The 11,859-nt window shown below is 74.6% G+C and carries 11 protein-coding genes; 5 read left to right on the forward strand and 6 right to left on the reverse strand.

What is annotated here, in order from left to right; translation table 11 throughout:
• The first annotated feature begins 8 nt into the window (after positions 1 to 8).
• Together VGP36_18550 and VGP36_18555 are read left to right on the forward strand one after the other, a co-directional pair.
• Positions 9 to 1,601, forward strand: a complete 1,593-nt coding sequence (locus tag VGP36_18550) for a class I adenylate-forming enzyme family protein (GenBank protein ID HEV7656719.1) — start codon at positions 9 to 11, stop codon at positions 1,599 to 1,601.
• 69 nt (positions 1,602 to 1,670) lie between these two features.
• On the forward strand, positions 1,671 to 2,318 hold the full coding sequence (locus VGP36_18555) for a TetR/AcrR family transcriptional regulator (protein ID HEV7656720.1): 648 nt from the start codon (positions 1,671 to 1,673) through the stop codon (positions 2,316 to 2,318).
• Here the strand turns inward: VGP36_18555 and VGP36_18560 are convergent.
• On the reverse strand, positions 2,315 to 3,256 hold the full coding sequence (locus VGP36_18560; GenBank protein ID HEV7656721.1) for a hypothetical protein: 942 nt from the start codon (positions 3,254 to 3,256) through the stop codon (positions 2,315 to 2,317). The genes VGP36_18555 and VGP36_18560 overlap by 4 nt on opposite strands.
• A gap of 2 nt (positions 3,257 to 3,258) precedes the next feature.
• Positions 3,259 to 4,410 (reverse strand): acyl-CoA dehydrogenase family protein, encoded by a 1,152-nt coding sequence (locus tag VGP36_18565; GenBank protein HEV7656722.1) that lies wholly within the window; start codon positions 4,408 to 4,410, stop codon positions 3,259 to 3,261.
• Positions 4,411 to 4,610: 200 nt separating this feature from the next.
• On the opposite strand from VGP36_18565, the gene VGP36_18570 reads away from it, so the two are divergent.
• Complete coding sequence (locus VGP36_18570) at positions 4,611 to 5,195, forward strand: enoyl-CoA hydratase/isomerase family protein (GenBank protein ID HEV7656723.1); 585 nt, start codon at positions 4,611 to 4,613, stop codon at positions 5,193 to 5,195.
• Complete coding sequence (locus VGP36_18575) at positions 5,192 to 6,217, forward strand: LLM class flavin-dependent oxidoreductase (GenBank protein HEV7656724.1); 1,026 nt, start codon at positions 5,192 to 5,194, stop codon at positions 6,215 to 6,217. Before VGP36_18570 ends, VGP36_18575 begins: the two co-directional genes overlap by 4 nt.
• Here the strand turns inward: VGP36_18575 and VGP36_18580 are convergent.
• From VGP36_18580 to VGP36_18595, 4 genes are read right to left on the reverse strand one after another with little or no spacing between them, the layout of a single operon-like run.
• Entirely contained in the window at positions 6,208 to 6,762 is a 555-nt protein-coding gene (locus VGP36_18580; GenBank protein HEV7656725.1) for a hypothetical protein, read from the reverse strand. The two genes, VGP36_18575 and VGP36_18580, sit on opposite strands and share 10 nt — an antisense overlap.
• Positions 6,759 to 7,571 carry a hypothetical protein gene (locus tag VGP36_18585; GenBank protein ID HEV7656726.1) on the reverse strand — a complete coding sequence of 271 codons (813 nt, stop codon included), beginning with the start codon at positions 7,569 to 7,571 and terminating at the stop codon, positions 6,759 to 6,761. Before VGP36_18585 ends, VGP36_18580 begins: the two co-directional genes overlap by 4 nt.
• Positions 7,568 to 8,242: a hypothetical protein gene (locus VGP36_18590; protein HEV7656727.1), complete on the reverse strand. Its 675-nt coding sequence runs from the start codon at positions 8,240 to 8,242 to the stop codon at positions 7,568 to 7,570. Before VGP36_18590 ends, VGP36_18585 begins: the two co-directional genes overlap by 4 nt.
• Positions 8,239 to 9,435, reverse strand: coding sequence for an acyl-CoA dehydrogenase family protein (locus tag VGP36_18595; protein ID HEV7656728.1), 1,197 nt, complete (start codon positions 9,433 to 9,435; stop codon positions 8,239 to 8,241). Before VGP36_18595 ends, VGP36_18590 begins: the two co-directional genes overlap by 4 nt.
• A gap of 154 nt (positions 9,436 to 9,589) precedes the next feature.
• Here VGP36_18595 and VGP36_18600 point away from each other — a divergent pair, with 154 nt between their 5' ends.
• Positions 9,590 to 11,827 (forward strand): acyl-CoA dehydrogenase, encoded by a 2,238-nt coding sequence (locus tag VGP36_18600; protein HEV7656729.1) that lies wholly within the window; start codon positions 9,590 to 9,592, stop codon positions 11,825 to 11,827.
• Positions 11,828 to 11,859: the final 32 nt, after the last annotated feature.

Raw genomic sequence — 11,859 nt, forward strand, 5'->3', positions numbered from 1 at the left:
GCGGTGGGATGAGACCAGCTCGTACGCAGTCCGACCTCGTCGGGGACATGCTGGCCCGGGGCGCGCGGGCGACACCGGACCGGGTGCTGTTCTCGCAGGGCGGCGAGGGCGGCCGCACGTACGGGGAGGCCGACGGCCGGGCCAACCGGTTCGCCAACGGGCTGCTGGCCGCGGGCCTGGTGCCCGGGGACCGCGTCGCCGTCTGGGCCGACGACTCCGTCGAGTACCTGGAGACCTACCTGGCCGCCGCCCGGGCCGGGCTGGTCATGGTGCCGATCAACGCCCGGCTGACGCCGATCGAGGCCCGGGTGCTCGTCGGCGACGCGGCGCCGCGCGCGGTGCTGTTCTCCGACCGGCTGGCGCCCGCCGTCGAGTCGCTGTTCGACCCGGCCGAGCTGGCCTACGTGGGCGCGTTCGGGTCCGAGCGGGTGCTGGGCGCCGTCCGGACCGAGGACACGATCGCGGCCGGCCGCGACTCGGCCCCGCCCGCACCGGACGAGGACGACCTGTTCGTCATCGCCTACACCAGCGGGACGACCGGCGTGCCCAAGGGCGCGATGCTCACCCACCGCTCGGTCAAGGCGACCGCGCGGATGAACGCGCAGTCCTACCGGCTGCCGATCGGCAGCGTCGGCGCGTACACGGGGTCGATGTCGTTCGTCGGTACGGTCTGCGCCTTCGCCATGAGCCACCTCTACGTCCGCGGCTCGGTGCACCTGCTCGGCCGGTGGGACCCGGCCGCCGCCGTCGACCTGGTCGAGCGGCAGCGCGCGAACTGGATCTACGTGCCGTCCCCGGCGATGGAGGACATGCGGGCCGAGCTGTCCCGCCGGCCGGCGGCCCTGGATGCGCTGACGTCGGTCTTCCACTCGGCGTCGAAGGTCTCGCCGGAGAAGGTGGCGCGGCTGATCGAGGTCGTCGGGCACCGCTACGTCGAGGGCTGGGGGATGACCGAGTTCAGCGGTGGCATCTGCACCGCGACGACGGCGATCGACAGCGCCGGGCTCGGCGACGCCGTGGACATCTTCGACTCGGTCGGGCGCCCGACCGTGGACGCCGAGATCGACGTCTGGGACGGCGAGGGCAACCCGCTGCCGCACGACGGCCGCGCCGAGGGCGAGCTGGTGGTCCGCGCGGCGAACCTGATGGCCGGTTACTGGCAGCGTCCGGAGGTCAACGAGAAGGTGCTGGCCGGCGGCTGGTTCCGCTCCGGCGACATCGGGCGGATCGATCCGGCCGGGTACGTCTACGTCTCCGAGCGCCGGACGGACATGATCTCCTCCGGCGGGATGAACGTGTATCCGCGCGAGGTCGAGGACACGATCCTGCAGCTGGCCGGTGTCCGGGAGTGCGCGGTGGTCGGCGTGCCGCACGAACGATGGGGTCAGACCGTCGTCGCGGTCATCGTCGCCGACGGCGCGATCACCCGGGAGCGGGTGCTCGCGCACTGCCGGGAACGGCTGGCGGGCTACAAGAAGCCGACGCGGGTGGTGTTCACCGGCTCCCTGCCGCGGACGGTCAGCGACAAGGTCCGCCGTACGGAGATCCGCGAGTGGGTGACGGCAGGAGCGTCCGGGGCGACCGGACCGCTGGGTGCCTGACACCCTGGTGGTCCGGTGCCGGTCGGCGGTGCGCGAGCCGGTCCGTACCAGTGGTGGCAGGATGCCGTCTTGGTCAGCACGAGAGGCATCGCGACGATGACAGCAGCAACCACGCCCGGCCCGGGTGCGCAGCGCCGGCAGGGCAAGCGCACCCAAGAGGCGATCTACCAGGCGGCGATCAAGGCGTTCGCCGAACGCGGCTACCTCGGCACCAGCCTCCGCTCGCTCGCGGCCGAGGTCGGGCTGGAGGTCGGCAGCCTCTACCGGCACTTCCCGTCCAAGGAGGACCTGCTCTACAACATCATCCGGACGGCCAGCGACGACTTCTACGCGCGGCTCACCGAGGCGGTCGCCCGGGCGGACGCCGACCCGGTGTCGCGGCTGCGGGCGCTGATCGAGGAGACCGCCCGCTACCACGCCCTGCACCGGGCGCAGAGCTTCGTCGGCAGCGTGGAGATCCGGGAGCTGACCCGCCTGCACTACAAGCACGTGATCAAGCAGCGGAACATGGTCGAGAGCCTCTACAAGTCGCTGATCGCCGAGTGCGTGCAGATCGGCTACTTCCCGGCCGGCACCAACATCTCGATCACGGCGAACTTCCTCGTCTCGATCGGCACCAACGTCGCGTCCTGGTACGACCCGTCCGGCGCCCTGACGCCAGAAGAGGTGGCCAGGATGGCCGCGGACTTCGGGGTCCCGGTCGGCGGGCGCGGCTAGCGCGCGTCGAGCAGGAAGCCGGTCACCTGGTCCCGCAGCCGGGACCGGCCGCCGAGCAGGGCCTCCAGGACCTCGGTGGTGCTCCGCGTCGCCGCCGCGGCGGCCAGCTCGGCCCGGTCCGCCTGCGAGCCCGCCACCCGGCCGATCTCCTCCAGCAGGAGGTCCACCGCGACGAGCCCCTCGTGCGCGGCGACGGCGCTGTGCAGCCCGCGGCCGGCCCCGGTGCTCGACTCGATGGCCCGCGCCGCCTCCAGCCAGGCGACGTCGCGGGTGGCGGCGACGTCGGCCAGCCGGTGCTTGGCCGCCTGCCCGACCCAGCGGTCGCCCCGCCCGCCGGCCAGCCGGCTCAGCGTGCCGGCCAGGTACGGAAGACGCGCGTCGGCCAGCCCGACCAGGATTCCGGCGGCCCCGGTCCGCAGCAGGTCCCGTACCCGGGTCATCGCGGCCGGATCGAGGGTCGCGAGCAGGTCGCCCTCGGCCCGGGGGAGACCGTCGAGGGTCACCCGCCAGTCGGGGGCGTCGGGGGACAGCGTGAACAGCAGCGCGCCGTCGCCGTCCGCCGCCAGCACGGCCGCCGGCGTCCCGGCGCCCAGCCGGACCGCCTCGCCGCGCAGCGACCAGCCGGCCGCCGTCCGCTCGGCCCGCAGGCCGGCCGCGGCCAGGAACGGCTCGTCGTCGCCGGGGAGCAGCAGGCCGACCGGCCCGGCCGGCAGCGCGCTGGTCACCGCGCGGACGGCGAGATTGCCGAGGAGCGTGAGGGCGAAGGTGCCGTCGACCCGGGCTGCCTCGGCCAGCCCGGTCACGTGCCTCGCCAGGTCCGCGAGCACCGCCCCGGAGTCGGCGAGGGCGGCCTGGGGCGAGCCCGCGGGATCGGCTGCCGCGTACGCACGGCATTCCGCGGCGAAGGCGGACTCCGCTTCGTCGAGACCCGCGTACACCGCTATGCCCCCGCCGCGAGCAGGAGTTCCTGGGCCACGATGTTGCGCTGGATCTCGTTGGACCCGCCGGCGATCGGATGGATCAGGGCGTCGCGCAGGAACCGCTGCATCGGGTACTCCATCGTGTACGAGTAGCCGCCGAGCACCTGCATGCCGAGCCGGGCCGCGTCGACCGCCGCATCGGTGCACTTGATCTTGGCGGCCGAGGCGGCCGTGGTCGACGGCATCCCGGCGGTCTCCAGCGTGGCCGCCCGCAGCATCAGGGCCCGGGCGCCCTCCACGGCGATCGTCATCCGGGCCAGGTGCTGGCGGACCGCCTGGAAGTCGCCGATGGCCACCCCGAACTGCTTGCGCTGTCCGACGTACGCCGCGGCGACGTCGAGAGCGGCCTGGGCCATCCCGGTGCACATGGCGCTGATCGCCAGCCGTTCCCGGTTCAGGCTGGACACCAGGTGCAGCCAGCCCGAGCTCGGATCGCCCAGCAGCTGCGAGTCCTCGACCAGCACGTCGTCGAAGAAGATCATGCAGGACGGGTACGGATGCAGGCCCAGCTTGGGGATCGTGCTGATCGTGACGCCGGGGGTGTCGGTGTCCACGACGAACATGCCGATGGCCGACTTGGCCGGGCCGTCCGAGGTCCGCATCATCACCAGCAGCCGCTCGGACAGGGACGCGCCGGTGCAGAAGATCTTCTGCCCGTTCAGCCGCCAGCCGCCGTCGGCGCGGGTGGCCCGGCTGCGGATGGCGGCCGCGTCGGAGCCCGCGTCGGGTTCGGTGAGCGCGAACGCCATCATCGACTCGCCGCTGATCAGCGGCGGCAGCCAGCGTTCCCGCTGCTCCTCGGTGCCCAGGTCGCGGACGGTCTTGCCGCACGTCAGCACGCTGATCACGAACGCCGAGGCGAGCGGGCCCATGGCCCGGCCCAGTTGCTCCACGATGATGGCCTCGTCGAGCGGATCGCCCTCGGAGCCGCCGTACCGCGCGTCGAAGGGGATGCCCTGCCACCCGAGCTTCGCCATCTCGCGGAACAGCTCGGACGGGAACTCCTCCCGCTCGTCGCAGGCCCGGGCGAGCTCCGGCGGGCAGCGGTCGGTGAGGAACTCCCGGGCCATGTCCCGCAGTACCGACCGGTCGCCGGTGAGCTCGACGTTCATGGGCCTCCGTCGCGATGGTGGACGAGCAAACGTACGTTCGCTTATCGTCAGGGTCGGCTGATCGGCTGTCAAGACGAGGTCCCTTGACCAGGCGCGACCGATCCGGATTGGATGTCGCTATGCGATCGCTCAGTAAAGACAGTCCGATCGTTCAGGAGCCGGGCGAGCTCCTCGTCGAACACCGGGGTCGCGTCCGCTGGGTGACGCTCAACCGGCCGCACCGGCTCAACGCCTTCACCTGGGACCTGCGCGACCGCCTGCTGGCGGCGCTCACGGTCGCACCGGGCGACGACCTCGACGCGATCGTCCTCACCGGCGCCGGCCGGGGTTTCTGCGCCGGCGTCGACCTGGACGTGCTGCGGGACGAGGCGGACGTGCCCCCGCCCGCACGCCGGGCCGACCTGGAGCGGGCCCAGCAGATCGTGCAGCTGATGAGCGGCGCGCCCTGCCCGGTCGTCGCGGCGGTCAACGGCGTCGCCGCCGGCGGCGGCTGGGGGCTGGCGCTGGCGGCCGACGTGGTGGTCGCGGTCGAGTCCGCCCGGTTCGTGACCGCCTTCGTCCAGCTCGGGCTCGTCCCCGATCTGGGCTTCGGCTACCACCTGACCCGGCGGGTCGGGCCGATGGCGGCGAAGTCGATCATCATGCGCGGGCGCCGGCTGGACGCCGCCGAGGCGCTGGCGCTCGGGGCGGTCGACGTCGTGGTGCCCGCCGGCGAGCTGGTCGCCCGGGTCGAGGCGCTGCTGCCGGGGATCGTCGCCGACGGCAAGCGACCGGCCGCGCGATGAAGGTCGGCTACGTCCTGGACACCCACTTCGGCCCGTACCGGCAGCCGGTGCCCGCCCCGGCACTCACCCGGACCCGGCTGGAACTGCTGGCCGAGGAGGCCCGCCGGGCCGACGCGGCCGGCTTCGAGGGCGTGTACGTCCCCGACCGGCACGCCCGGACGGAATGCGCGGTGGCCTCGCCGCTGGTCCTGCTGTCCGCCCTGGTGCCGCACGTGCCCCGGGCCCGGCTGGGCGTCTTCTCGCTCGTGCTCACCGCGTACCACCCGATGCTGGTGGCCGAGGAGGCCGCGCTGGTCGACCTGCTCAGCGCCGGCCGGCTGACCCTGACGATCTCGATGGGCTACCACGAGGCGTACTGGCGGCAGTTCGGGATCGACGGCCGGCAGCGGATGTCCCGGTTCGAGGAGTCGATCGACATCCTCAAGCTGGCCTGGCGGGGCGAGCCGTTCAGCTACGACGGGCGGCGCTTCCCGCTGGACCGGGTGCTGTGCACGCCCCCGCCGTACCAGCCGGGCGGGCCGCCGCTCTGGATCGGCGGGGAGTCCGGCAAGCAGATCTCCCGGGCCGCCCGGCTGGCCGAGGGCTGGGCGGCCGGCATCACGCCGCTGGACCCGGCCCGGTGGGCGGCCAAGGTGGAGCGGTACCGGACCGAGGCCGGCGAGCTCGGCCGGCCGTCCGAGGTCGTGCTCATGCGGGACGCGTACCTGGCCGAGGACTACGCGACCGCGGCCGCGCTGGCCGGCCCGGGCATCGTCGGCGAGCAGCTCTTCTACTTCCAGGAGAACGGGCTGCAGCCGATGAACCGGGACTTCGCCTCGGCGGCGGACTTCACCATCGACAAGCTCCGCCCGCACGTCGTGATCGGCGGACCGGCCGACTGCCTCGAGCAGATCCAGCGGCTGGAGGCCGACTTCGGGGTGGACACGCTGCTGCTGCGGCTGCGCCGGCCGCTCGGCCCGGAGCCGGAGCAGGTGCTGGAGTCGATCGACCGGTTCGCGGCCGACGTCCTGCCTCACGTCTGAGCGGGCCGCTCCCCGGCGCGGGCCGCCATCCCGGCCACGATCCGCCGATGGGCCGGGCTGGTCAGCAACGCGGTCTGCAGGTCGCTCTCGAGCGCGAGCGCCGCGGTGAGGTCGGCCCCGGCGACCGAGTCGACCATCCGCTTGGTGCTGGCCAGGGCGCCGCCGGCGAACGACCCCAGCTCGGCGGCGAGCGCCGCGGCGGCGGCCTCGGCGTCGTCGGCGGTCTCGATCGCGAGCCCCAGCCGGACCGCGTCGGCGCCGGTGGCCGCGCCGTCCCAGACCGCGTCGGTGGCGGTGACGACCAGGTCGCAGGCGCCCAGGACGGTCGCCGCGGCCGGGGTCACCCGGCCGGTGGCGACGCCGACCGAGATCAGGTCGTACGCGCCCAGCTCCGCCGCCAGCCGGGCCGCCTCCGCGGGCGCCGGATCCGGCTGTCCCACCGACACGACGACGACCTCGGCGTCGTCGCCGCGGGGAGCCCGCCCGCGCAGCCGGGCCGGGGTCGCGCCGGTCACGACGACGCGGCGGGGTCGGGTGTCGCTCACGGTGCTGCCTCCCGGAAGCTGGGGGATGTCTTCCACGCCCGGGCCAGGGTGCCGAGCGCGGCGGTGCGGCCGACCGGATCCTCCAGCCCGGACAGGCCGAGCGGGTCGACGACCCGGCGCAGGAGGTCGAGCTCCTCGGCCGACGGCTCCGGGATCGGGCGGGCGCCGTCCTGTGCGACCGGGAAGCCGGTCAGCTCGGCGAGCTCGGCCGCGGACACCGACGTGCCGCGGCCGGTCACCAGCGTCGAGTCCCCGGGTCGTTCCAGGACGGCGAGCGGGGTGATCACCCGGGCCAGCCGGCCGCGCCCGCCGGGCCGTGGCGCGGTGACCGTGTCGACCTCGGGCACGAGGGACGCGGGATCGTGCCGCGGCAGGTACGCGACGACCCGGCCGGCCCGTTCCAGCAGGTCCGGCAACGCCACCGGCCCGACGAGGTGCCGGATCCCGCGCGGGCTGCGAACCAGCTCGGTGTTGATGCGCAGCCGCTCGTCGACCTGGGCCGGCCGGACGAACTGCAGCGTCACCGCTCCGGCCGCGATGGCATCGAGAATGTCCATTCTGGACAGTCGGGCCCGCGCGCTACCGCCGCCGGACCAGGGGCGGACGAGGTAGTCGGCCAGGTCCCGGGCGGCCGGGTCCAGCGCCCCCGGCATCAGCAGCCGTACGGCGGGGGCGTGCAGTTCCCGGGCGAGCAGGACGGCGGCCAGCGCCAGCGGGGTCCCGACGCCGACGACGACGCTGTCGTCGGGAGCGACCTCCCGGGCGAGCGCGACGATCAGCCGCTCCCGCTCGCCGGCCGGGCCGGTCACGGCCGCGCTCCCGCCGCGTCGATCAGGTCGAGGTCGGGCGGGTACGCCCCGGCCATCCCCAGCGGCCGCGCCCCGCCCGGCTGGACCGCGACGGCGGTCACCTCGGCCGCGGGCAGCAGCAGGACCGACCCCGGCGGTGCGACCCGGACCCGGCGCTCCACCGTCACCAGCACCCGGTCGGCCGCGCCGGCCAGCAGGCGGTCGTCCTCCTCCATCGCGTCCAGCGGGCAGCTGTGGACGTCGCCGGCGCCGTCGATCAGCGCGGCGTGCAGCAGGCACACGTCGTACCGGGCGGCGGGGACCGGACGGCCGAACGCGTCGGGCAGCGTGGCGACGCCGGTGGCGGTCGCCCGCAGCGCCGCCCAGTACTCGAACTCCGTACGGAGCCGGCGGTCGAGGTCGTCCGTTGTGGACAGTGCCCGGCTGATGCCGAGCACGTCCCGGCCGAGGTAGCCGTACTCCAGCTCGGCCAGGCAGCCGGCCGCGGCCAGGATCTCCGCGTCCAGCGAGGCGAGGAAGGCCGAGTAGCGCAGCGACCGCCGCCCGGCGGCGGCCACGGCCCGGACCAGGGCGATCGGCTTGCGCCACAGCGGCAGCCCGCCGGCCACGACCCGGTCGCCGTCGCGCACCAGCGCGGCGAGCGCGGCGAGCGGCGGCCCGGCGTCGGTCATCCGGCCGGGCGGTCGCGCGGCATTCCGAGCGACCGCGCGACGAACGACTTGGACACCTCGTTGGTGCTCGGCCCGAGCAGGGCGACGTGCGCGTCCCGGAAGTAGCGCTGCATCGGCGTCTCCATCAGGTAGCCCTGCCCGCCGAGGATGCGCATGCCGGCGTGGCTGGCGGCGAAGCCGGCCTCGGTCGCCGCGACCTTGGCCATCATCGAGAAGCGGGCGGCGGCCGGGTCGCCCGCGTCCTGGAGGCGGGAGGCCTCGTACAGGAGCTGGCGGGCCGACTCCAGCGCGATCGCCGCGTCCGCGACGTAGTGCTGGATGACCTGGTTCGCGCCGATGGGGCGGCCGAACGCCTCGCGCTGGCCGGCGTACGCGATCGCGTCGTCGAGGGCGGCCCACCCGTTCCCCAGGGCCCAGGCCCCGGCCAGGATGCGTTCCTTGTTGAGCATCGGCACCAGGACCCGCCAGCCGTTGCCGACCTCGCCGAGCACCTGGTCGGCGGAGACCCGGACGTCGTCGAGGAACACCTCGTTGGTGCCGGTCGAGCGCAGGCCCAGCGGCCGCAGCGGCCGGACCTCCAGACCGGGCGCGGTCGTCGGCACCAGGAACACCGTCAGCCCGTCGCTGCGCCGCTCCTCCCGGCTGGTCCGGGCCAGCAGGACGAGGTGGTCGGCGACCTGGGCCGAGGTGATGTACGTCTTCTGCCCGTTGAGCACGAAGTCCGCGCCGTCCCGGACGGCCGAGGTGCGCAGGGCGAACAGGTCGCTGCCGCCGCCGGGCTCGGTGAACGCTCCGGACAGCCGGATCTCGCCCCGGGCGATGCGCGGCAGGAACCACGCCCGCTGCTCCGGGGTGCCGGACCTGTCGATCGTCAGGCCGCCGAAGCAGACGGTGATGAGGAACGCGAACGCGGCGGCCACCGAGTGCCGGGCCAGCTCCTCCATCACCAGCGTGGTCTCCAGCAACCCGGCGCCCTGCCCGTCGAACTCCTCCGGCAGCGGCAGGCCGAGCAGCTCGCTGTCGGCCAGGGCCTTCCAGATCTCCTCGGGGAAGCGACCCTCCTCGTCCCAGGCCCGGACCAGGTCCCGGTCGGCGGTGCGGGCGCACAGGGTGCGCACGGTGTCCTGGAGGGCGCGCTGCTCGGCGGTCAGCATCGGGTCGATCAGCTCCAGGATGCTCGGGGCGGCGATCAATCGCTCGCTCTATGGTGAGCGGACGCTCAGCGTAAGATGCCGAGTGCCGACGGTCAAAGGCGGTTGGATCCCGTTGACGGTAGCTCAGCGCGCTCGTTAGTGTGAGTGAACGTTCGTTCGCATAGTCGACGATGGTGTCCGCGAAGGGGTGGCGATGGGCGCACCGGAAGCGGTGTCGGAGCGGCCCGCCTTCTACGCGCCGCCCGAGGACGTGCTGCTCCGCCGAGCCGCCCTCCGGCGGTTGCTGACGGACCGGCACGGCCCGGCCGCGGTGCACCCGCGGATCGTCGGCGACGAGCCGGCCGACCCGGCGCTGTGGCGGGAGCTGGCGGCGGAGATGGGCGTCTGCGCCGTGCTCGTGCCGGCCGAGCTGGACGGCCTCGACCTCGGGTACGCCGACCTCGCCATGATCGCGGGTGAGCTGGGCGCGGTGCTCTACGGCGGCCCGTTCTGGGGCACCGCGGTGCTCGCCCTGCCCGCGCTGCTCGCCGTCCGGGACGAGCCGGGAGAAGCCGCCGACCTCGTCCGGGCCGCGGCGGCCGGCGAACTGACCCTCGCCCTCGCCTTCCGCGGCGCCACGGCGACCCTGCCCCGAGAGGTGGACGGTCGGCTCAGCGGGCGGGCCGCGCTCGTGGTGGACGCGGATGCCGCCGACGTGCTGTGCGTGGTGGCGGCGAGCGGGGACGGGCTCGGGCTGTTCGCGGTCGACCGGGCCGACGCCGGGGTGGTTCCGGTGGAGAGCATCGACCCGACCCGCCGGCTGGCCGACGTCACGTTCGGCGGCGCCCCGGCCCGGCGGCTGGCCGGTGACGCCGGGACCCGACACGCGATCGCGGCCGCCGTCCGCGCCGGCCGGATCGCCGCGGCCGCGGAGGCCGTGCGCGGCGCCGAGGAGACCCTCCGGCTGGCCGTCGCGTACGCCCGGCAGCGCGTCCAGTTCGGCCGGCCGATCGGCGTGCACCAGGCCGTCAAGCACAAGTGCGCCGACGGGCTCATCGCGGTGGAGACGGCGAAGGCGACGCTCGGCTATGCCTGTGCCGCGGCCGACGACGGTGCGCCCGGCGCGGACGACGCGGTGCTGGCGGCGAAGGTGACCGCGACGGACGCGTACGTCCGGGTCGCGGCCGACTCCATCCAGATCCACGGGACCTTCGGGTACACCCGCGAGGCGCTGCCCCAGTCGTACTTCCGCCGGGCCCGCTGGCTCTCGCTGCAGCTCGGCTCGGCCGGCCCGGACCGCTCCGCGCTCGCCGCGTCCGTGCTGGCCGAGCCGGCCGGGGACGAGCTGTTCCCGGCCCGGATGCCGGCCGCGGACGACCCGCGCCGGGAGCCGGTCCGGGAATGGCTGGGGGAGCACCCGGCGCCGACCGGGCGGGACCTGCTGGACGGCGGCTACCTGGTGCCGCACTGGCCGCCGCCGACCGGGCTCGGCGCGAGCGGCGACCACCTCGTGGTCATCGAGCAGGAGCTGGGCCGGGCCGGCGTCGCGCGGCCGCCGTACCCGCTCGCCCGCGACTTCGTCGCCCCGCTCATCGCCGGGTCCGGTTCGCCGGCGCAGCAGGACCGCTACCTGGGCCCGATGCTCAGCGGCGAGGAGATCTGGTGCGAGCTGTTCAGCGAGCCGGAGGCCGGTTCCGACCTCGCGTCGCTGACCACGTCGGCCACCCGCTCCGGCGACGGCTACCTGGTCAACGGCGTGAAGATCTGGACCTCACAGGCGCACCTGGCCACCTGGGGCCTGCTGCTGGCGCGTACCGACCCGGACGCGCCCAAGCATCGGGGCATCTCGTGCTTCGTGGTGTCGATGTCGGCGCCGGGGGTGACGCTGCGGCCGATCGCCAGCATGGAGAACGAGCCGAAGTGGTGCATGGTCTTCCTGGACGACGTCCGGCTGACCGACGAGGACCGCATCGGCGCGGAGAACGCGGGCTGGCGGATCGCCCTGGACGTCCTCGCCAACGAGCGGCTGTCCATGTCGGCCACCCCGGGCCTGCTGTGGGGGGAGGGGCCGACCTTCGCCGACCTGCTCGGCGTGGCCCGCGGCCTCGACCTGCCCGACGACCTGCGGCAGCGGCTGGCCACCGGGTACGCCGAGGCCCTCGCGCTGCACGTCATGCGGACCGAGGCGCTCGGCGGTCTCGGCTACGCCAGCAGCCGGGACCCGGAGACCGTGCCCGAGGTACGCCGGGCGCTGGCCGACGCGCACGGGCAGGCGATGCTGGAACTCTGGCGGGACCTGTACGGCGACGCCGGCGTCGCGCTCGATCCCGCCGGTCCGGACGACTGGAGCCGGCACTACTTCGCCGCGCGCTCGCTGACCCTCGGCGGCGGTACGTCGGAGATCCAGCGCAACATTTTGGCCGAGCGCGTGCTGGGTCTTCCGCGCGCATGAGGCCGCCAGTGACACCGTCGGAAAGGGGCCCG

It is taken from the genome of Mycobacteriales bacterium, from assembly GCA_035995165.1.
GTDB lineage: Bacteria > Actinomycetota > Actinomycetes > Mycobacteriales > CADCTP01 > CADCTP01.

What these genes read in the sequence shown, in the direction of transcription:
- VGP36_18550 (HEV7656719.1), top strand. Translation starts at nt 9, where the DNA reads ATGAGACCAGCTCGTACGCAGTCCGACCTCGTCGGGGACATGCTGGCC.
- VGP36_18565 (HEV7656722.1), bottom strand. Translation starts at nt 4,410, where the DNA reads ATGAACGTCGAGCTCACCGGCGACCGGTCGGTACTGCGGGACATGGCC.
- VGP36_18575 (HEV7656724.1), top strand. Translation starts at nt 5,192, where the DNA reads ATGAAGGTCGGCTACGTCCTGGACACCCACTTCGGCCCGTACCGGCAG.
- VGP36_18590 (HEV7656727.1), bottom strand. Translation starts at nt 8,242, where the DNA reads ATGACCGACGCCGGGCCGCCGCTCGCCGCGCTCGCCGCGCTGGTGCGC.
- VGP36_18600 (HEV7656729.1), top strand. Translation starts at nt 9,590, where the DNA reads ATGGGCGCACCGGAAGCGGTGTCGGAGCGGCCCGCCTTCTACGCGCCG.